Source organism: bacterium (assembly GCA_037128595.1).
Classification (GTDB): domain Bacteria; phylum Verrucomicrobiota; class Kiritimatiellia; order CAIKKV01; family CAITUY01; genus JAABPW01.
Genome location: JBAXWB010000006.1, coordinates 157,615 through 176,710, shown reverse-complemented (window position 1 = coordinate 176,710; position 19,096 = coordinate 157,615). Strand labels below are relative to the sequence as shown.

Here is a 19,096-nt window from a genome sequence, read left to right as displayed (position 1 = left end):
TATGTTTACGATAAAGATTTGTGGGCTGACCAATCTTGATGATGCGCGGTGGGCGCTGGAGGGGGGGGCGGATTATCTGGGGTTTGTGCTTTACCCCAAGTCTCCCCGGGCGGTTACGGCCGCGGCCCTGGCGCACCTTGTGGACCACCTGCCTGACCATGCCCGGCCGGTCGGTGTGTTTGTGAACGAATCCCCCGCGCAGGTAAGGCAGATTGCGGCCGCTTGCCGGCTGGCGGCCGTGCAACTGAACGGGGACGAGCGCCCCGGGGAATTTTTGGACCTGCCCGTTCCCCTTTGGCGTTCGGTCCGTCTGGAACCGGGCGGCTGGAGCCCGGCTCCGGAACTGTGGAAGGGGGCGCGGTTTGTGATGGATGCCGCGTCGCCCGCGTATGGGGGGACCGGCGTGAAGATCGACTGGGACGCGGGCCGCCGTTTTGCGGCGCAACACCGGGCTATCCTGGCGGGCGGTCTCGATCCTGAATCGGTGGCGGAGGCCATCCGGCAGGTTCGTCCGGCCGGTGTGGATGTGGCCAGCGGGGTGGAGTGCGCTCCCGGGAAAAAAGATTTTCGCAAAGTGGCCGCGTTTATTGCCCATGCCAGGGCGGCGGCGGAAATGATTGAAAAAAGTCAGGAAGGGCCAACATGAATGATTTGAAATCGGGGCCGGATGCGACGGGACATTTCGGGGTCTATGGCGGGCGCTATGTGGCGGAGACGCTCATGCCGGCCTTAATTGAAGTGGAAGCGGCGTACCGGTCCGCCCAGGCGGATCCGGCCTTTGATGCGGAATTCCGCGACTTGCTCAAGAATTATGTAGGCCGGCCGTCGCCGCTCTATTTTGCTCCGCGCCTGACCGAGGCGTTTGGCGGAGCCCGCATCTTCCTGAAACGGGAGGATCTCAATCACACGGGCGCCCATAAGGTGAACAACACCCTGGGTCAGGCGATCCTGGCGCGCCGCATGGGAAAACGGAAACTGATGGCGGAGACGGGGGCCGGCCAGCATGGCGTGGCCACCGCCACCGTGGCGGCCCGTTTTGGCATGGAGTGTGATGTCTATATGGGGGAGGAGGACATCCGCCGGCAGGCCCCCAATGTGACGCGAATGAAGCTGCTGGGCGCGCGGGTGGTGCCGGTGCGCAGCGGGACCCGAACCCTCAAGGATGCCATGAGCGAGGCGTTGCGGGCCTGGGTGGCGGAGGTCGAAACGACGTTTTATGTCATCGGCACGGTGGCCGGTCCTCATCCGTACCCCATGATGGTTCGTGATTTTCAAAGTGTCATCGGGATAGAGGCGCGGGCCCAGTTCCTGGAGCAGACGCACAAGCTGCCGGAGATGGTGATCGCCTGTGTGGGCGGCGGGAGCAATGCGGCCGGAATCTTTTATCCCTTCATCAATGATCCCAGTGTCAAGCTGATCGGCGTGGAGGCGGCCGGGCATGGGCTGGCGTCGGGCCAGCATGCGGCCAGCATCGAGGCCGGCCGGGCGGGGATCCTGCACGGCAGTAAATCCTATGTCCTTCAGGATCCGAACGGACAGATTGTAAATGCGCATTCCATCAGTGCCGGGCTGGATTATCCTGGGGTGGGCCCCGAACACGCCCTCTGGGCGGACTTGAAGCGGGTGGTCTATTCAGGCATTACCGATCGAGAAGCCGTGGCCGCTTTTTATGATGTGACGCTGCTGGAAGGCATCATTCCTGCGCTGGAGTCAAGCCATGCGATCGCCGAGGCAAGGAAACGTGCCCTCGAGGTCGGGAAACACGGCGCCATTGTGGTATGCCTTTCCGGGCGCGGGGATAAGGATCTGGACAGTGTGCTCGAATATCGGTCCTCCTAAATTGACAAAAGGGGCGGAAACTGGCAGGCTTTGAGTCTAATTATGGCAACAAGGGATGAACAGCGAGAGACCCCGCACATCGTGTTGGGCGTGACGGGCTCAATAGCCGCCTTCAAGGCTGTTGAATTGCTGCGCCTCATGCAGAAAAAAGGGTGGGATATTTCGGTCGTCATGACGGACGGCGCCACCCGGTTTGTCACCCCCCTGACCTTTCAGACCTTATCCAGGAATACGGTCGGGCTGGGGCTGTTTGATGAGGTCGACGGGTGGCATCCTGAGCATATTGCCTATGCCGATCGCGCCGATGTGCTGGTGATTGCCCCCTGTACCGCCAACGTGATGGCCAAACTGGCCCAGGGCTTGGCCGACGATTTGCTGACCTGTACCGCGCTCGCGACCAAGGCGCCCCTGGTGATTGCTCCTGCCATGAATGACAATATGTGGACCCATCCGGCAACGCGGGCCAATCGGGAGCTCCTTCAGTCCCGTGGGGTCACGTTTGTGGAAGTCGGGACGGGCGAATTGGCCTGTGGCCGGGAGGGGGAGGGGCGCCTGGCTGACCTTCATAAAATTCTTTCGGATGTGGAGTTGGTATTAACCCGGGCTCGGGCGCAAAGAGGAGTGAGCGTATGACAAAAAATGTATTGATTGCCCTGCTTCTGATCGCTTTTTCGGTCGTGATCATGATTTTCACCAAGGGTGATTCGCCAGTGAATCTGGTGTTTATGGTGATCAAGCCCGCCGCTTCACTGGTGTACCTTTGCTTTATCGCCCTGGGTGTGACCATAGGCGTCCTTCTGAAATAATGATTCTATGAATGACTTTACACTGGCTGGATTCGAGCTGATTGAGAAGGTCGGCGAGGGTGGCATGGGGCAGGTTTGGAAAGCCCGCCAGCTGTCCTTGGACCGCCTGGTGGCGATCAAGCTGCTCCCCCCCCGGTTGAGCCATGATCCCGAGAGTATCAAGCAGATTATCAAGGAAGCCCGGACGGCCGCCAAGCTGAAGCATCCCGGCATCGTTCATATGTATGATGCCAGTGAGCAGGATGGCCATTGCTGCCTGGTGATGGAATTCATTGACGGGTATAACGTCGGGCAATGGCTTGGGCGCAAGAAAGTCCTGACCTACAAGGATTCCCTGGTGGTGATCGAATCCGTTGCCGTGGCGCTTAAATATGCCTGGCGTGAGGCCGGCCTGATCCACTGTGACATCAAACCCGAAAACATCATGGTTGACCATGATGGCACGATCAAGGTCGCCGATCTAGGCTTGTCGCTGACCCGGGACTCCCAGGGAGCGAGTCAGGCCTCTGATGAAATTGCCGGTACCCCGGGGTATATCTCGCCCGAGCAGGTGCAGGGACAGGTGCCCCTGGACTGCCGCACGGATATTTATGCCCTTGGGTGTTGCCTGTACCAGATGGTGACCGGGGTGCGGCCTTTCCACAACTTGTCCGATAGTGACGCCATGGAGGCGCAGGTGTCCTCCCAGATTCCGGATCCGCGCGAGTTAGTGCCGGAGGTGCCGGCTTCCGTATGCGGGTTGATTGAATGGATGTTGATCAAGGACCCCGCCCATCGCCTGGCGGATTGGGATGCCGTTTTAAAGGAATTGCACCGGGTTCAGAAGAGTTCGATGTCAACACGGGAAGCACCGCCCGAAGGGGCCAGCACGATGCGGCGTCGTTTGCAGGCGGCCACTCCCGTTGCGGACGAGAAGAAGACTGAGAAGCAACCGGTCTGGGTCCGCCTGGCCATTATAGCGGGCGTCGGGGCCTGTATTGCGGCCATTCAAATGGGCGGGATATGGTGGTTTTCTCATAATAAACCGAAGGAGGTGACGGTTCCCATTCCCCAGTTGACGGTGACGGTTCCCACCAATGCGCCCAAGCCCGTGGTGAAGAAGGTGGTTCCGGTTGTCCCTGCGCCAAAGGTTAAACCCAATAACGATGTCGCCATTGCCCGGACCATCCGGGGGATCAGAAGCACCGTGGATACGTACATTGAAACCGGGAAACTGGCGCAAGGGATTCTATGGCTGGAAACGTACACGGATGATTGGGTTGAGGAGACGCAGTCTGTCCGTAAAGAACTGGCTGATTCCTTGAAGGCTAAAAAGGCGGTCCTGGATGATGCGGCTCAGGCGGAAGTGGATTGGTCGAACCGGCAGGAGGCGATTACCTCGTGTGTCTTGTCCGGGAAATATGTAGTGGCCCACCAACTGGTGGACGCTGCGTTGAAGGAAGAACGACTGAAGAAGCATCGCGCTGAAATGGCCTCTGTGGATCGTGCCGTGGAGGATATCTGTTCCCTGCCGGACACGCTGCTGAAGTCCTTTGAGGCGGATATTGACAAGGACATTACTATTCAGCTCGTGCGGGGCCCCTTTAGTGGACATTTGATGGCGATCCGTGACCGAAAACTGATTATGAGAACCATGGATCAGATGGCTCAGGTTGATTTGAAACTGGAGGAAATTGCTCCGGCCGAAAAGCAGGCCAGGCTCATCGCCCTTGATCTGCCGCAGGGGTTTCTGGTGCGCGGGGTGACGGCGTATAATGCGGGAAAAACGGACGAGGCGGATGCCCTTTGGGATAAGAGTGGAACGGTGCTTGGCTCGATGCTGATTGCGCGTAGAAAAGCTGATCTGGTTGCCGCGGCTCAGGCGGCTTCCCTGGCCTCGGCGCGCGCGGCGGAAGAGGCGGAAATGCGGGCAGACCCGGCTTTTGCCGCTTTTGGAAAGCTTGTGAAAAGGGCGGGAATTGACTTGGACCAATATGACCTGGGAAAAATGAGGGGCGCCATCGAGTCGGCCACCATTAACCGGGAAGCCGCGCTGCTGTCGGATCGGGCGATGGATGCCTTTTTAGAAGCCCATGGAACGTCCCCTTTTGCCGAGAAGCATGCGGACCTGATTTTAGCTTTCCAAAGTGCTTATGGCCGGGCGATGCATTGACCATGAGGTCTAATCCCGGTTGCCCCCGGTCAGGTCGCGTTGGCCAGCCCGGGTGATAATGCGAACGGGGGCGTCAGGATTCCTTTTTCGCAGACAATGGCGGTAATCAAGGCCCCTGGCGTGACATCAAAAGCGGGGGAATAGGTTTTGACCCCTTCAGGCGCCGTGCGCCGTCCGAACCCCATGGTGATCTCTTCCGGGGCCCGCTCTTCAATGGGAATATCAGCGCCGGTTTTCAAGGAAAAATCAAACGTGGAACTGGGGGCCAGTACGTAGAACGGGATGTGATGAGCCTTGGCCAGCAGGGCCAACCCGTAGGTCCCGATTTTGTTGGCGGCATCTCCATTGGTCGCAATGCGATCGGCGCCTACCATCACCGCATTGATCGTTTTTGTTTTCATCACATGGGCGGCCATGTTGTCGCAGATCAATGTGACGTCGATGCCCGCCTGCATCAATTCCCAGGCCGTCAGGCGGGCGCCCTGAAGCAGGGGCCGGGTTTCATCCGCATAGACCCGGATGTGCTTCTGTTGCTCGGTCGCGACATAGATGGGGGCCAGGGCCGTGCCATATTCGGCCGTGGCCAGTCCACCGGCATTGCAATGGGTCAATACCGTATCGCCATCCTTGAGAAGGGTGGCCCCGTGCCGTCCGATCGCCCGGCACATGGCGGCATCCTCATCCCGGATCTGAATCGCTTCACGCACCAGCCGTTCCTTGAAGGCGGGGGGCGTGAGCGGCATGGCCGTGCGGATCACGCCCCGCATCCGGTCAAGCGCCCAGAACAGATTGACGGCGGTAGGCCGGGATGTTGCCAGATAATCAGCGGCCTGAAGGGCGGCGCTCGCCAGTTCCTGGGTGTTGCCCTCCTGGCTCTGGATGGCGGTGGCCACCCCCATGGCCGCGGCAATGCCGATGGCCGGGGCCCCGCGTACCTGAAGGGTCTTGATGGCTTGCCAAACCGCCTCCACGCTACGGGTTTTCAGGTAAACCAGTTCGGCCGGCAACCGGACTTGATCCACCATGATCACGGATCCGGGGAGGAGGCTGGTCGCAGAGTCAGGATTCCAATCAATGGTACGTATAGACATATAGGGCACTCCGGTTATTGACGTATGACAAGTAGCATGGCGAGATTCACCCCATTGAACAGCCCATGCATGATGATGGGGACCCAAAGGGATCGGGTATACAGATAGGCGAGGGAAAATCCGGCGGCGATGATCATCAGGGGAATGAAGGAGGGCAGGTGGACGTGGATGGCTGCAAAAACAACCGATATCAGGAAAATGCCCGAACCCAGGCCGAATCGGCGCACGGCAATGGGAAGCAAGACGCCCCGGAACAGGCACTCTTCAAAAATGGGGGCCACCGCAATCGCGAATACAAACATGATCGCCCGGATCCAGAGGGGATAATCGCCGGAAAGTAAAACGGCGATATCCTGAAGGTTCGGGGGATAGCCATTGAGTGACAAAATTCCCTGCGAAACGAGGGAACTAATGAGAATAAACGGAATGAGGGTGACATAAAAGACGACCCCATACTTGATCAGTTTGGGTGTTAAGGGCATGGTCCCGAAGGCTTCGCTCCAGCGCCAGCCGCGCGAATGGGTCAGCCAGGCCATGCCTCCAATCCCGGCCACATCCAGCGTCAGCCCTTGGATGATGAGCAGGGTCCCTTCGCGAGGGTGATGCAGCAGGCTGGAAATGCACCATCCCAGGCCGATCAGCAGGCCGATGAGGCCGATGAGCGCCAAACCTTCCCGCCACGTCCAGGGTCGTGAGCTGAGCCACTCCGTGTGAGGTTCCCATCGGATCGGGGTCCGCAGGGTCCGGATAATCAGGAGCGAGGCCGTCACGGTTCCCCCCAATAGCAACATGGCATAGGAAAGCCCCATGATGAGGGCGGGCTGTAAGAGGGGGGATTGTAAAATGAGTGGCTCGCTAGGCATGACCGTCAGGCATGTGGTGAGCCGCCGGGAATATTCGCGGGCTCAATCGATTCACGAATAACGTAGATGGGTTTTTGCTGAGCCTCGTGATAGGTCCGGATTTGGAGTTCTGCCAGAAGCCCGATGGAAATAAACTGAAGCCCGAAGAAGATGAGCATAAAGGGAGTGATGACCCAGAAGGGCCGCTTGATTAATTCCGAGCAGAACTCTGTTCCAAAGAAATAGTGGGACATGTTCGCGCCGGCCATGAAAAACAGCATCATGAAGCCGAGGGCTCCAAAGGTCATGCCCCACTTGCCGAAGATATGAATGGGGCGGGTGCTGTAGCGCATCAGGAATTTGACGGTCACCAGGTCCAGAATCACCCGGAAGGTGCGGCCGATTCCGTATTTGGTGGTGCCGAATTGCCGGGCGTGGTGGGTGACCACCACTTCCGAAATCTGCCCGCCGACCCAGCTGGCCAGGGCGGGGATAAACCGGTGCAATTCCCCGTATAACTGGATGTTCTGGACGATTTCCCGGCGATAGGCTTTCAAGGTGCAACCGTAATCGTGAAGATGTACCCCTGTGATGTGGCTGATCAGGTAATTGGCAATAACGGAGGGGAGCCGCCGGTTGATGTAGGTGTCTTTGCGGTCGCGGCGCCAGCCGCTGACCACGTCAAAGCCTTTATCCACTTCAGCCAGCAGCAGGGGAATGTCCTTGGGGTCATTCTGGAGGTCGGCATCCATCGTAATGATGATCTCGCCGTGCGACTCGTTGAATCCGGCACTCATGGCCGCGGTTTGGCCGAAGTTACGGCGGAATTGAATCAGGTGGAGCCCGGGGTACTGGTGGGACAGCTCCTTCATTTTTTCCCAGGACCGGTCTTTGCTGCCATCGTCAACCAGCACAATTTCATAGGAACGCCCGGTGGCGGTCAGGGCTTCATGCAGGCGGGAAATCAGGAGTTCAACACTCTCTTCCTCGTTAAAAATCGGGACCACCACGGAAATCTCTGTCATAGCGCTTCCTCATCCTTGTTGAAGGCGGATTTGTAGCACAGTTTGGCCGTCCTGCCACGGATAAAAGTCATTTCAGTCTCGACACGGAAAGACGGGCATCGCAGGATGTCGCGCATGAGTCCAAAATTATCTCAGACGAAAGATGACGTGCGTCCCGACCGCTGGGAAGAGAAGCTGGGCGCGCTGGCCCGCAGTCGCGGAGATACCGGGGCGGTCGCGGATCGGGCGATCCAGTTGAGCCGCCAGTTGAATGTGGCGCCGTGGATTGCCTTGGGAATCGCCGAACGCCTGATTTCGCTCAAAGACGCCCGGATTCTTGACCAGGTGGGCCGCTGCAAGGAGCTTCAGCCGGCGATCCTGGACAAGCGTCGCACCCTGGCCGAGTTGCGCGTGATGATGCCGTATGCCGCCCATTTCCTGGCCGTAGAGCTGAAGGAATTAATGAAAAACGAGGCGGGTGATATGCGCGTGGTCATCCGCATTCTTGAATCCATCCTGAATGCCGAACGGAATACCGATGTGGAGGCGTTGTCCATGAAGGTGCGGAATCTGCCCCTGGAGGAGTATGCCGCCAAGGTGGGCAAAATTCTGGGAATCATGCACCGTACCCGCTGTGATGTGCGCATGGCGCAGGACGTGGAAGCGGGGCATGTGCCCGAACAATTCGCGGCAGACCACATCAAGCAGCGGCGGCGCCTGGCCCGGGAGGAGTACGAGCTGAATTCGCGCGGCGCCTCACATGACTTTAGATGACGTAAGTCGGTTCAACGGGATGAGGTACTGTCATGGCTGGAGGCCAATCTGTACCTGGTTCCGCTTTATCCCCGGGTGTCGGACTATGATGTGTTGTCAAACACCCATATCGATCAGGCGGGAGCGGCTCGTCTGAGCACGGCGGCGGATATTTGATTTTAATCGCGGAGCACCCCATTCCCTCGGCCATCAAAATCAGGATACGCAGAGGATAGAGGGCCGGAAGGCTGGAGTGGCACAAAAAAAAGGCGGCCGGGTTACCCTGGCCGCCTTTTCAATTTTATCCAGAAGAGCTTAGTTGATCTTCTTCATCTCCCGGCGCTTGGTGACGATTTCTTCGGCCAGTCCGAACGGCACGGCTTCGTAGTGCTCGAAATGCATCGTATACGAGGCGCGGCCCTGTGAAATCGTCCGGACCACGTTGGAGTACCCGAACATTTCGCTGAGTGGCACCATCGCGCGGATGACCTTGTATTCGGCCTGTTCATCCATGGAGTCAATCCGGCCGCGACGCTGACAGACTGAGCCCGTGGCGGCGCCCATATAGTCTTCAGGAGTGACCACTTCAACCGACATGACCGGTTCAAGCAGGTGCGGCTTGCTTTCCAGGAACAGCTTGTGGAAACCGGCGCGCGCCGCTTCCGTAAAGGCGAACTCATTCGAGTCAACCTCGTGGTAGGACCCATCGTACAGCACGACCCGCATATCCACCACGGGGAACCCTGCGATCGGTCCCTTCAACATCGCCTTGATGACACCCTTTTCGACAGGCGCAATGAAATTCTGGGGAATACGGCCACCGCGGACTTCGTTGACGAACTCAAAGCCTTCGCCGGGGGCGAGTGGCTCAAGACGCATACAGACGTGCGCGAACTGACCACGACCACCGGACTGCTTGACGTGCTTGTATTCACCGTCAGACAGGCACGTTCCCGTTTCACGATACGCCACTTCAGGACGGCCAACCTGGGCAACCACCCCGTACTCACGCTTCATGCGCTCCACGAGTACTTCCAGATGAAGTTCACCCATACCCGCGATGATGGTTTCCTTGGTCTCGTCATCAAAACTGACCACGAACGTAGGATCTTCATCCGCCAGACAATGCAGGGAATGACTCAATTTCTCATCATCCGCCCGGCTCTCAGGCTTGATGCTGATGGAGATCACGGGAGCGGGGAACTCAATGGACTCAAGGACGATATTGTCGTCTTCGAAGCACAAGGTGTCACCAGTCTTGGTCTGCTGCAACCCGACGGCGGCCACAATATCGCCACACCGGGCAATATCAATGGACTCCTGCCGGTTGGCATGCATCCGCAACAGGCGGCCGATGCGCTGTTCCTTTTTCTGGGTGCTGTTATACACCGGTTTGCCGGAGGTGATGGATCCCGAGTAAACCCGGATGAAGACGATTTTACCCATGTGCTTGTCGGCGGCAATTTTGAAGGCCAACGCGGAGAAGGGTTCGTTCTCGGAATGGATCCGGTGAACCTCTTTTTCGTCCACGCGCCCGATCACCGGGGCGATATCTGCGGGGGAGGGCAGGAAGTCCACCACGCCGTCCAAAAGGCGCTGGACCCCTTTGTTTTTGAAGGCCGAACCGCAATAGATCGGGATGATCTTGCGGGCAATGGTGGCCTTGCGCAAACTGGACATGATCTCGGCTTCCGTCAGGTCGCCAGTCTCAAGGAACTTCTCCAGCAGGGCGTCGTCGACCTCCGCGCATTTCTCGACGAGGAAGGCATGCCATTTCTTGGCTTCTTCCAGACGCTCCGGGGCGATGTCCACTTCCGTCCAGGTCTGGCCGCGATCCTGTTCGTTATAGACCACTTCCTTCATCTTGATCAAATCGATGATTCCCGAGAAGGCTTCTTCCTTGCCAATCGGAATGACGATCGGCACGCCATTGGCGCCCAGGATGTTCTGGATTTTTTCAACCACCCCGTAGAAATCAGCCCCCGTCCGGTCCATCTTGTTGACGAAGGCGATTTTCGGCACGCTGTATTTTTCGCTCTGACGCCAGACCTGTTCGGACTGGGGTTGGACCCCGCCCACGGCACAGAAGAGGGCGACGGCGCCGTCCAGCACGCGCAGACTGCGTTCCACTTCGGCCGTGAAGTCCACGTGCCCTGGGGTATCGATCAGTGAAATGCGATGTTCACGCCAGTGGGTGGTGGTGGCGGCGGAAGTAATCGTAATGCCGCGTTCCTGCTCCTGATCCATCCAGTCCATGGTGGCGGCGCCATCATGAACTTCCCCGATCTTGTGGGTTTTCCCCGAGTAGAAAAGAATGCGCTCACTGCACGTGGTTTTACCAGCGTCAATGTGGGCCATAATTCCAATGTTTCGAATCTGCGATAAACCAATCTTGTCGTCAGCCATAATGAGTTCCTCAAAGAATACACTACCCGTGAACTTTTCCCGGGTAAAATCGCGCGCACTATAGAGGCGATAGACGTTGATAATCAAGGAAAAACTCGCTAGATATGCCCTATGACTACAGAGCCCAAGGAGGGGTATTATAAGTTTTCGCCCAGATTCGTGGATTCGGCGGTTTTTACGCCTTCCGTTCTGGCGGAACTCAATCGCTGGCGGGAACGGCTTTTTTCGCTCCAATTGATCGGGATGTATCAGGCGGGTGATCTCAAAGGGGTCGGATATGGCAACCTCAGTGTGCGGACTCCCGGCGGGTTTGTAATTACGGCCACCCGAACGGGTGGGTTGGAACATCTTGGACCGCAACATTATACGGAGATCGTGCGCGTTGATATTGATCGCAATGCCGTTGAATTCCGCGCGGAATCACCACTCACCACGCCGTCGGCCGAATGCATGACCCACGCGGCGTTTTATCAGGCGGATCCGGCGGTCGGGGCGGTGATACATGTCCATCATCTCGACTTCTGGAAACACCTTCTGCATACCGTGCCGACGACCGCGGTGGAGGTCGCTTATGGAACCCCTGGAATGGCGCGTGAAATCCTCCGCCTCTATCGTGAAACCGATCTGCCCCACCGGAAACTGGCCGCCATGGCCGGCCATGAGGAGGGGATCATTGCGTTTGGCAGTGATCTGGACGAGGCCGGGACGGTTTTATTGGCGGCATGGGGCGGTTCAGCAGGCAGTGGGCAGTAAGCAGTGGGGCAGTGGGAACAGCCTTCTGCCCACTGCTTACTGCTCACTGTCTACTGGCTTTTTCCCGCCCTGGCGCAGGAAAAGCAGGCCCCCCGGCAATCCCCATATCAGCATGAAAATGTAGGGGATAAAGGTGAGCAGGAGCGCTTTATCGTTGGCAACGCCCAATGCCGACCAAAGCTGAATGGAGGCAAACTCCCGGATCCCTGTGCCGCCTGGAGTCAGGGGAATGGCGCTGATCAAGCCGACCAGGGGTGAAAAGGCGAGGTAATCAATAAAGGTGACATGGATGCCTAATGCATGGCCCACGTACCAGGCCACCACCACAAAGTAGAGTTGAATCAGCGCTGAGGTGAGGGCCAGACGCAGTAACAGGCGCGGGTTGGCCCGGCATACATAAAAGGCGTTATATACCCGTTCAACGGTCTCTAACACCTTGCCGACCAGTTTGATATGACTCCAACGCCTGATCCACGGGAAGGCCTCGAATAAATGAACTGTGAACGCGATGACACCCCCGCTAATCAGGATGGCGCAGGCCGTCAATGCCGGCCAGGCATAGACCCGGGAGGCCGGGTGGGTCATAAAGAAATCCCAACGGGTCAGAATCATCACGCTGACGAGAAGGGCCAAAACAAATAAGCCGATGACCCGGTCAATAAAGATGGTCGAAACCGCTTCCGTCTTTTTATGGTTGGTCTCGCGGGCCGTATAATAAGCCTTTACCAGATCACCGCCCGTGGGGCCGATCATGAACGAGTTGAAGAAAAGCCCGATAAAAAAGATGGAGTTTACCCGGTGCCAGCCCAGTTTCATCTCCTGCTCGTCAAGAATCATTTTCCAGCGGGCCATACAGAGAAAAATGGGCGGGGCGCAAAGTAAAAACCCTCCCAGCAGCCAGGGCCATTCTCCGGCCGAGGAGTGCAGGGTCACCTGCAGTTGCCTCATATCCATCTTTTTGAAAATAAGGGCCAGGACGGCGATGGCGATGCCGACTTTCAGGAGGGTGGAGAGCGTTTGGGTGGCTTTGCTCATACCTGGTTCAGGATATCTCCCAGCGTCTGGTCGAGCGGGATGACGGGCGCCCAGCCGGTATCGTGGCGGATTCGCCGGGTATCGAGTACAGGATTTTCGTCAGCAGGGCGATAGAAGGCGGGGTCCCGGCTGATGACCGGACTCACTCCCGCGAGTTCACAGAGGCGGGTAAGCACATCGCCGACCCTGACTTCATGGCCGGAGGCGATATTGTAGGCCTTGCCGGCGCTTCCCTTTTCAATCAGAAGACGGTAGGCGCGGACAATGTCACGCACATCGGTGAAGTCGCGGCGATTTTCCAGATTGCCGACCCTCATGGAGGCGGGGGCCCCGTCGCGGATGGCGGCGACCTGTTTGGCAAACGACGCAATTGAAAATTGAGGAGATTGCCCCGGGCCGATGTGGTTGTGGGGGCGGGCCACGATGATGTGCATGCCGTATTGTTTGGCATAGAGGCGGCAGATCTGATCGGCCGCGGCTTTTGAAATGGCATAGAACGTGTCCGGACCGAGTAACTCGTCTTCCTGAATCGGGGCAGAGCGGGCGCGCATACCATAGACGTGTGAGGTGGAGATAAAAAGGATCCGGGCCGAGGGGACCGTTTTCCGGAATGCCTCGAGTACATGGGTGGTGCCTACCAGATTGACATCCAGAATTTTGGCCGGGGAAACGGTGCCGGAGGGAACAAAGGCCCAACCCGCCAGATGAATGCAGGCCTCGGGCTTGGTCTCGGCCACAATCTGGTCCAGTCCGTCGGAATCCGTGATGTTGCCTGAAATGTACGTGTTGGGGGTGAGCCAGGCCGGCGTGCTCCCGATGTCCAACCCGGTCACCTGATGGCCATGGGTGGTTAACTCGTTGATCAAATGCCTGCCGACAAATCCGCAGGCTCCTGTTACTAATATATTCATACCGTTACTCACTCTTTAACGTCTTACATCTCGCCTCTCACGTCTGAGCCCATGCCGCCCGGATGAGGCTTAATCCCGTCACGATGTCTTCAGCGGCGACATTCGGGGAGGGTTCCAGCACGCGGATAATATCATCCCGGGCAACGTCTTTGAATAATTCGAATTTGGTTGCCCCCGCCGGTGGCATCAGGTGGTCGGTGGCGGGGGGGCGGACATCATGGATATGCATTCCGGCCAGCCAGGGTCGCAAGCGCTTCGCCCAGCGGGCGTGGCTGATCAGCCCGAGGTTTTCCCTGATCTGACCATGCCCCATATCGAGCCAGCACCGGAGGTGGGGGGAATTGAAGTGAGTGAGCAATTGCTCCATTTCAACCTCGGTGGGGATCGCCTCCCAGGTGGGCAGAATCTCAAAGGCCAAAGTGCAGTGGGTTTCTTCAAGCAGCGGGAGCAGGCGTTCGATGCCGGCGTAGAGATGGGGAAGTTGTGACGTCACCGCCTTCTCCCGGGCCAGGATAAGCTGCATCCGGGTTTTCTCGTAACTCTCGTCGTATTGACGGCCGGCGGTCGTCAGTTCCACCAACTGAGGGGAGATCATTTTCATCTCCACATTACCGGCATGGGCCACCACCACCCGGGCTCCGAGTTCGGCGGCAAAGCGGATGGTGTTTTCAAGATAATGCAGGGCATTGGCCCGGATCGCGGGATCAGAAGCTGAGAGGGTAAAGGGTTCCGGTGAGGGGTAGGGGACCGGGGGGAGCGGGCAGTAGGCGTGGAGACTGTCGACCTTGACCCGGCCGGCGGTCACCATCTGGCGCACGCCGGGGACAAGATTGGGGGTGAGATCAAAGCCCAGTTCAACATGATCGAACCCGAGGTTGAGAATTTCCTCAAGCATCGTCTCGCCGGTTTCATGCCGGCGGGCATTCCAACGAGTTGTCAGGCTGAAGATCATGGGGTTAAACAAAGAAAGCTCCCTGAATTGGAAATCCAGGGAGCTTTCGGAGATTCAGCAGTTGAATCAAACGATATTGTACGCCGCGCGAGCGCGGGCACGGGCTGCCTTGCGGCGTTTCTGCTCGCTGGGCTTCTCGAAGTATCGATGGGCACGGATTTCTTTCATGATGCCTTCCTTGTCCATGATCTTCTTCAGGCGCCGCAGAGCTTTGTCAACGGTTTCGCCGCGTCTAATTTTGACTTGAGCCACGTGTAATGTCACCTTCCCTTCGTGATCCGGATCCTGATTTAGCTGATCCTTGAATCAAACAGGCGCATGGTATACGGGAGTTTGGTTCAAAATTCAAGGAATTCTTTGTTCTAAAAATCTTCTTTGCGATCTTGGCGTGCTTCTGTTCAAATTGTCGGATCTTTGTGTAAAGGTGGGTCTATGAATTCTGTTGGCAATTGGATACAAAAAGCGGGGGGATCCCGGTGGGGGCGGACTTTGGCTTGGGGGCTTCTGGTGCTGAGCCTGGTTAATGGGGTGATATTGGTGCTGATGGCCTTTCATGGAGGGCCTTTGACTCATGTGATCCATGCGACTCACCATAAACCCAGGATCATCCTGGTCTTGGTGGGTTGGTTTGGCTGGTTCTTGCTGCGCTATGGTGTGAATTACGGGCGACGACAGTGGTTGGTTTTTACCGGGCGGCTGTGTTTGTGCGCCGTGAGCACCGGGCTGGCGTTTCTGGTGGCGGAAGTCGGATTGAGAGTCATTCTCAAGCGAACTCAGGAAAGTCAGTCCTTGGACCGGTTGGATGCGATTTCTGCCCAGTTAAAGGAGGAGACCATTAGTAGTTCCCATCCCCTGGCGGCGCTCGTGCGTCGAAGTGCGAACTCGAAACTGATCTATGAATTAAGGCCGCAACTGGAGCGGGAGTTCGGACATCAATGGGTCAAGGTCAATCGTGCGGGGATGCGTGATATCCGTGAATATCAGGAAGCGAAGGGGACGAACGGCTTTCGTATTGTCGGGTTGGGTGACTCCGGTATGTTCGGGTGGGATGTGGCGGAGAATGAGCCCTATATGGCGGTTCTGGGGCGTAATCTGAATGCGAGAAGTGATGGGCATGTCTATGAAACCTTGAACTTCGGGGTGCCGGGCTACAATACCCAGCTTGAACTGGAAATGTTGAAATGTCGCGCCCTGGCATATGCGCCGGATATTGTGGTCATCGGGTGGTGCGATAATGATTTCAATTACCCCTTTTTCGTCCCGCAAAAATGTCAGTGGGACCGGAAAGACGTCTCTTTTCTCTACTACCTCATTTTCAACCGGAAAAAGTTTGCGGATATTGCCCTGACACCCCTGAGCGACATGCGGCAATTCAAGGAAGGGGAGATCCCTGAACATTTCAGGGATGGAATTGATGTGAGCGGGGTTAGGCAATGTTTTACTGAGTTTGTGGAGCTGAGCCGCACACACCATTTCAGGTTACTTGTTTTTGGTCCCATGCAACCCGAAGCGGTGGCCATCTGCAAAGAGGTGGGGGCCCCGTATTATAATACCATCGAGAAGATTCCTGAGACCCGGTATCCCCCGGACTATCTTGTCCATTTTATGCACCCGGCTCCGGCGGGACATCGGGTGTTAGCCGAATGCATGGAACAAGAACTGCGTTCGCGTGGCTGGCTGCCGAAATAACCGATTCAGTATTCAGATGGAAACACCCTGCATCCTCAAGGCTTTTGACTGCGCGGTGGATGTGATCCGGGCGGATGCCAAACGCAGGAATGACCACTTAACAGGAGGTTGAGATGAAGGCGGAGCATAACGTGGAAGAAAAATGGTCCTCACGTATTCTCAAGGGAATGGGCATCCTCGTGCTGTGGGGGGGGGTGTACTGGAATCTGGAATCTGTTTCGGCCTGGTTGACCTATGGAGTGTTGGGCCTGCCGCAGGGGCATCCCTTCAGTACCGCCTTTCAGTTCTTTGTGTTTGAAACGCCCAAAGTGTTGATGCTGCTGACCCTGATTGTGTTTGTGGTGGGGATTATCCGCTCGTTTTTCACTCCGGAACGGACGCGCCGGATTCTGGCAGGCAAGCGTGAATCGGTGGGGAATGTCCTGGCGGCTTTGCTGGGAATTGTGACCCCGTTTTGTTCCTGCTCCGCCGTGCCGCTCTTTATCGGCTTTGTGACGGCCGGGATTCCACTGGGGGTGACCCTGTCATTTCTGATCTCAGCCCCCATGGTGAATGAAATCGCGCTGGTGCTGCTGTTCGGACTGTTCGGGTGGAAGGTGGCGGCCATCTATCTGGGGATGGGCTTGACCATCGCCATCGTCGCCGGCTGGGTCATCGGGCGATTGAAAATGGAGTCGCATGTTGAGGATTGGGTTTACGCAACCGGTCCAACGACAGGTCTGGAAGATGAAAAACTTGATATCGCCGCCCGGATCCGGATCGGCCGTGAGGCCGTGAGGGATATTGTCGGTAAGGTGTGGCTCTATGTGGTGATCGGCATTGCCGTGGGTGCGGGTATTCATGGGTATGTGCCGGCCAATGCCCTGGCGTCATTTATGGGTAAAGGGGCCTGGTGGAGCGTTCCGCTTTCGGTGGTCATTGGGGTGCCGATGTATTCCAACGCGGCGGGCATCATTCCCATTGTACAGGCCTTGCTCGGGAAAGGGGCGGCGCTGGGTACGGTCCTGGCGTTCATGATGGCGGTGATTGCGCTGTCCCTGCCAGAGGCGATCATCCTCCGAAAAGTGCTCAAACCCCGTTTGCTCGCCGTGTTTTTCGGCGTGGTCGCGATTGGGATTATGCTCGTCGGATATTTGTTTAATGCCATCATGTAACAGATAAGGAGACAGACAATGACGACGAACGAAAAGAAGGATGAGGGTTCGGCCTGTGGCTGTCGCGGCGGAAGTTGTTGTCGCGGATCGGGTAAATGGATCTGGATCATTTTGGCTTTTGCTGTGGCTGGAGTGCTGGTTGCCAAAAACTCCGGAAAGAAGCAGTCCTTGCAGGTCGTCCCCGCTATGAGTCAGGAGAAGGTGCTACCCCTCCTGGTTGATTTGGGTGCCGGGAAATGTATTCCCTGCAAGATGATGGCGCCGATCCTGGAAGATCTCAAGAAGACCCTCGTGGGAAAGCTGGAGGTTCAGTTTATTGACGTCTGGCAGAACCCGGAGGCGGGGAAGAAGTACGGGATCAATGTGATCCCGACCCAAATCTTCTATGACGCGCAGGGCAAGGAACTCTTCCGGCACGAGGGGTTCTTCGGGAAGGAAGATATTTTGGCGAAGTGGAAGGAGTTTGGCGTTAGTTTGAATCTGTAAAAAGGTGGAATAAGCACCTCACCCTAGCCCTCTCCCTCGAGGGGAGAGGGAAAAGCGCAATTGTCTTCACCCTCTCCCCTCGAGGGAGAGGGTTGGGGTGAGGGGGGTAATTTTCGCGCCCCTGCCTAAGAGGGAGGAGATAGAAGATGCTTGAAGAATTATTTACTGCCTTGTCACATGCCGTTGAAGGCTCGGCGGCATTGGCGTTAACCGCCGCTTTTGTCTGGGGCGTGCTCAGTATTTTGCTCAGTCCCTGCCATCTGGCGAGCATCCCTTTGATTGTCGGGTTTATTGACCAGCAGGGGCGGATGACGACCCGTCGGGCGTTCACCCTTTCCTTGCTGTTCGCGGTTGGGATTCTGATCACCATCGGCGTGATCGGGGGCATTACGGCAGCGGCCGGCCGGATGATGGGGGATGTGGGGCGCTGGGGAAACTACGCCGTCGCCGCCATCTTTTTTGTCGTCGGCCTTTACCTGTTGGATGCCATCCGACTTCCCCTGCCGGGGGCGGCTCAGCCAGGGATGAAGCGCAAGGGCATGCTGGCGGCGCTCATTTTAGGTCTGGTATTCGGAATCGCGCTCGGTCCCTGTACGTTTGCGTATATGGCGCCGATGCTAGCCGTGTCGTTCAAGTTGGCTTCGACGAATCTGACGTATGGCCTCCTCTTACTCGTGTTCTACGGTGTGGGCCACTGTGCCGTGATCGTGCTGGCCGGTACGTTTACCGGGGTGGTTCAGCATTACCTGGATTGGAATGAGAAGTCGAAGGGTGCGGTGATTTTGAAAAAGGTATGTGGGGCTCTGGTTCTTGCAGGGGGTCTGTATCTGATTTATACGGCTCCGTGACCCAATCGATTCCGCGTGGTGAGAAATTGCCTCTCAATAGTTCAGCGATGAGAGTTGATGAGAGTTGATTGACAGGGCTTATGCATGGTGTGTATCATCATATGCTATGTTGAGAATCAGAACATGGATGGCAGCGGTTTTGCTTATCGTTGTCTTTTGCGCCGCCATGGCGGAATTTTCCGTATGTGGTGATTCTCACGGGGATGTCTGCGAAACCGAGTGCTCGTGTAATTGTCACACCGGTCCGACCATGCCTTTCGACAGTCCTGCCAATGTGCCGATTTCGACGATGCTTCAGTTTACTGTAATGTTCCACCCGCAATGGTTGGAAATCCTCTTGGTGAATGACGTCTTTCGTCCACCTATCTCCGCTTA

At 57.0% G+C, this 19,096-nt stretch carries 19 protein-coding genes; 11 read left to right on the top strand and 8 right to left on the bottom strand.

Annotated features, from left to right (window positions below; translation table 11 throughout):
- Position 1: 1 nt before the first annotated feature.
- The 5 genes from WCS52_05275 to WCS52_05255 are packed head-to-tail and all read left to right on the top strand — an operon-like array spanning position 2 to position 4,797.
- Positions 2-646 carry a phosphoribosylanthranilate isomerase gene (locus WCS52_05275; GenBank protein MEI6166586.1) on the top strand — a complete coding sequence of 215 codons (645 nt, stop codon included), beginning with the start codon at positions 2-4 and terminating at the stop codon, positions 644-646.
- Complete coding sequence (gene trpB / locus WCS52_05270) at positions 643-1,839, top strand: tryptophan synthase subunit beta (protein ID MEI6166585.1); 1,197 nt, start codon at positions 643-645, stop codon at positions 1,837-1,839. Before WCS52_05275 ends, trpB begins: the two co-directional genes overlap by 4 nt.
- A 42-nt stretch (positions 1,840-1,881) precedes the next feature.
- On the top strand, positions 1,882-2,472 hold the full coding sequence (locus WCS52_05265; GenBank protein ID MEI6166584.1) for a flavoprotein: 591 nt from the start codon (positions 1,882-1,884) through the stop codon (positions 2,470-2,472).
- Positions 2,469-2,645 carry a hypothetical protein gene (locus tag WCS52_05260; protein ID MEI6166583.1) on the top strand — a complete coding sequence of 59 codons (177 nt, stop codon included), beginning with the start codon at positions 2,469-2,471 and terminating at the stop codon, positions 2,643-2,645. The genes WCS52_05265 and WCS52_05260 overlap by 4 nt, the downstream gene beginning before the upstream one ends.
- 7 nt (positions 2,646-2,652) lie before the next feature.
- The gene (locus WCS52_05255; protein ID MEI6166582.1) at positions 2,653-4,797 is read left to right on the top strand and encodes a serine/threonine-protein kinase; all 2,145 of its coding nucleotides are present in this window, start codon (positions 2,653-2,655) and stop codon (positions 4,795-4,797) included.
- A 29-nt stretch (positions 4,798-4,826) separates the two neighbouring features.
- On the opposite strand, the gene mtnA is transcribed toward WCS52_05255, so the two are convergent.
- Genes mtnA through WCS52_05240 form a run of 3 tightly spaced genes read right to left on the bottom strand, consistent with a single transcriptional unit; the run spans position 4,827 to position 7,755 of the window.
- A complete protein-coding gene (gene mtnA / locus WCS52_05250) occupies positions 4,827-5,888 on the bottom strand; it encodes an S-methyl-5-thioribose-1-phosphate isomerase (GenBank protein MEI6166581.1) in 1,062 nt (353 codons plus the stop codon).
- A 14-nt stretch (positions 5,889-5,902) separates the two neighbouring features.
- On the bottom strand, positions 5,903-6,751 hold the full coding sequence (locus WCS52_05245; protein ID MEI6166580.1) for a CPBP family intramembrane glutamic endopeptidase: 849 nt from the start codon (positions 6,749-6,751) through the stop codon (positions 5,903-5,905).
- 5 nt (positions 6,752-6,756) lie between these two features.
- On the bottom strand, positions 6,757-7,755 hold the full coding sequence (locus WCS52_05240) for a glycosyltransferase family 2 protein (protein ID MEI6166579.1): 999 nt from the start codon (positions 7,753-7,755) through the stop codon (positions 6,757-6,759).
- Between the two features lie 114 nt (positions 7,756-7,869).
- Here WCS52_05240 and WCS52_05235 point away from each other — a divergent pair, with 114 nt between their 5' ends.
- Entirely contained in the window at positions 7,870-8,508 is a 639-nt protein-coding gene (locus WCS52_05235; protein ID MEI6166578.1) for a hypothetical protein, read from the top strand.
- A 294-nt stretch (positions 8,509-8,802) separates the two neighbouring features.
- On the opposite strand, the gene fusA is transcribed toward WCS52_05235, so the two are convergent.
- Complete coding sequence (gene fusA / locus WCS52_05230) at positions 8,803-10,893, bottom strand: elongation factor G (GenBank protein MEI6166577.1); 2,091 nt, start codon at positions 10,891-10,893, stop codon at positions 8,803-8,805.
- Between the two features lie 111 nt (positions 10,894-11,004).
- Between fusA and WCS52_05225 the strand changes: the two genes are divergently transcribed.
- Positions 11,005-11,646 carry a class II aldolase/adducin family protein gene (locus WCS52_05225; GenBank protein MEI6166576.1) on the top strand — a complete coding sequence of 214 codons (642 nt, stop codon included), beginning with the start codon at positions 11,005-11,007 and terminating at the stop codon, positions 11,644-11,646.
- 36 nt (positions 11,647-11,682) lie between these two features.
- Here the strand turns inward: WCS52_05225 and WCS52_05220 are convergent, their stop codons facing one another.
- Genes WCS52_05220 through rpsU form a run of 4 tightly spaced genes read right to left on the bottom strand, consistent with a single transcriptional unit; the run spans position 11,683 to position 14,796 of the window.
- Positions 11,683-12,681, bottom strand: a complete 999-nt coding sequence (locus WCS52_05220; protein ID MEI6166575.1) for a lysylphosphatidylglycerol synthase transmembrane domain-containing protein — start codon at positions 12,679-12,681, stop codon at positions 11,683-11,685.
- Positions 12,678-13,592 (bottom strand): GDP-mannose 4,6-dehydratase, encoded by a 915-nt coding sequence (locus tag WCS52_05215; protein ID MEI6166574.1) that lies wholly within the window; start codon positions 13,590-13,592, stop codon positions 12,678-12,680. The genes WCS52_05220 and WCS52_05215 overlap by 4 nt, the downstream gene beginning before the upstream one ends.
- A gap of 37 nt (positions 13,593-13,629) precedes the next feature.
- Entirely contained in the window at positions 13,630-14,556 is a 927-nt protein-coding gene (locus tag WCS52_05210) for a TIM barrel protein (GenBank protein ID MEI6166573.1), read from the bottom strand.
- 54 nt (positions 14,557-14,610) lie between these two features.
- The gene (gene rpsU, locus WCS52_05205) at positions 14,611-14,796 is read right to left on the bottom strand and encodes a 30S ribosomal protein S21 (GenBank protein MEI6166572.1); all 186 of its coding nucleotides are present in this window, start codon (positions 14,794-14,796) and stop codon (positions 14,611-14,613) included.
- 180 nt (positions 14,797-14,976) lie between these two features.
- Between rpsU and WCS52_05200 the strand changes: the two genes are divergently transcribed.
- The 4 genes from WCS52_05200 (at position 14,977) to WCS52_05185 (ending at position 18,721) form a co-directional block, all read left to right on the top strand.
- Positions 14,977-16,233: an SGNH/GDSL hydrolase family protein gene (locus WCS52_05200; GenBank protein ID MEI6166571.1), complete on the top strand. Its 1,257-nt coding sequence runs from the start codon at positions 14,977-14,979 to the stop codon at positions 16,231-16,233.
- A gap of 167 nt (positions 16,234-16,400) precedes the next feature.
- On the top strand, positions 16,401-17,387 hold the full coding sequence (locus WCS52_05195; protein MEI6166570.1) for a permease: 987 nt from the start codon (positions 16,401-16,403) through the stop codon (positions 17,385-17,387).
- A gap of 18 nt (positions 17,388-17,405) precedes the next feature.
- Entirely contained in the window at positions 17,406-17,873 is a 468-nt protein-coding gene (locus WCS52_05190) for a thioredoxin family protein (GenBank protein MEI6166569.1), read from the top strand.
- Positions 17,874-18,019: 146 nt separating this feature from the next.
- On the top strand, positions 18,020-18,721 hold the full coding sequence (locus tag WCS52_05185; protein MEI6166568.1) for a cytochrome c biogenesis protein CcdA: 702 nt from the start codon (positions 18,020-18,022) through the stop codon (positions 18,719-18,721).
- The last annotated feature ends 375 nt before the right edge of the window (positions 18,722-19,096 follow it).

What these genes read in the sequence shown, in the direction of transcription:
- WCS52_05275 (MEI6166586.1), top strand. Translation starts at nt 2, where the DNA reads ATGTTTACGATAAAGATTTGTGGGCTGACCAATCTTGATGATGCGCGG.
- trpB (MEI6166585.1), top strand. Translation starts at nt 643, where the DNA reads ATGAATGATTTGAAATCGGGGCCGGATGCGACGGGACATTTCGGGGTC.
- WCS52_05265 (MEI6166584.1), top strand. Translation starts at nt 1,882, where the DNA reads ATGGCAACAAGGGATGAACAGCGAGAGACCCCGCACATCGTGTTGGGC.
- WCS52_05260 (MEI6166583.1), top strand. Translation starts at nt 2,469, where the DNA reads ATGACAAAAAATGTATTGATTGCCCTGCTTCTGATCGCTTTTTCGGTC.
- WCS52_05255 (MEI6166582.1), top strand. Translation starts at nt 2,653, where the DNA reads ATGAATGACTTTACACTGGCTGGATTCGAGCTGATTGAGAAGGTCGGC.
- mtnA (MEI6166581.1), bottom strand. Translation starts at nt 5,888, where the DNA reads ATGTCTATACGTACCATTGATTGGAATCCTGACTCTGCGACCAGCCTC.
- WCS52_05245 (MEI6166580.1), bottom strand. Translation starts at nt 6,751, where the DNA reads ATGCCTAGCGAGCCACTCATTTTACAATCCCCCCTCTTACAGCCCGCC.
- WCS52_05240 (MEI6166579.1), bottom strand. Translation starts at nt 7,755, where the DNA reads ATGACAGAGATTTCCGTGGTGGTCCCGATTTTTAACGAGGAAGAGAGT.
- WCS52_05235 (MEI6166578.1), top strand. Translation starts at nt 7,870, where the DNA reads ATGAGTCCAAAATTATCTCAGACGAAAGATGACGTGCGTCCCGACCGC.
- fusA (MEI6166577.1), bottom strand. Translation starts at nt 10,893, where the DNA reads ATGGCTGACGACAAGATTGGTTTATCGCAGATTCGAAACATTGGAATT.
- WCS52_05225 (MEI6166576.1), top strand. Translation starts at nt 11,005, where the DNA reads ATGACTACAGAGCCCAAGGAGGGGTATTATAAGTTTTCGCCCAGATTC.
- WCS52_05220 (MEI6166575.1), bottom strand. Translation starts at nt 12,681, where the DNA reads ATGAGCAAAGCCACCCAAACGCTCTCCACCCTCCTGAAAGTCGGCATC.
- WCS52_05215 (MEI6166574.1), bottom strand. Translation starts at nt 13,592, where the DNA reads ATGAATATATTAGTAACAGGAGCCTGCGGATTTGTCGGCAGGCATTTG.
- WCS52_05200 (MEI6166571.1), top strand. Translation starts at nt 14,977, where the DNA reads ATGAATTCTGTTGGCAATTGGATACAAAAAGCGGGGGGATCCCGGTGG.
- WCS52_05195 (MEI6166570.1), top strand. Translation starts at nt 16,401, where the DNA reads ATGGGCATCCTCGTGCTGTGGGGGGGGGTGTACTGGAATCTGGAATCT.
- WCS52_05190 (MEI6166569.1), top strand. Translation starts at nt 17,406, where the DNA reads ATGACGACGAACGAAAAGAAGGATGAGGGTTCGGCCTGTGGCTGTCGC.
- WCS52_05185 (MEI6166568.1), top strand. Translation starts at nt 18,020, where the DNA reads ATGCTTGAAGAATTATTTACTGCCTTGTCACATGCCGTTGAAGGCTCG.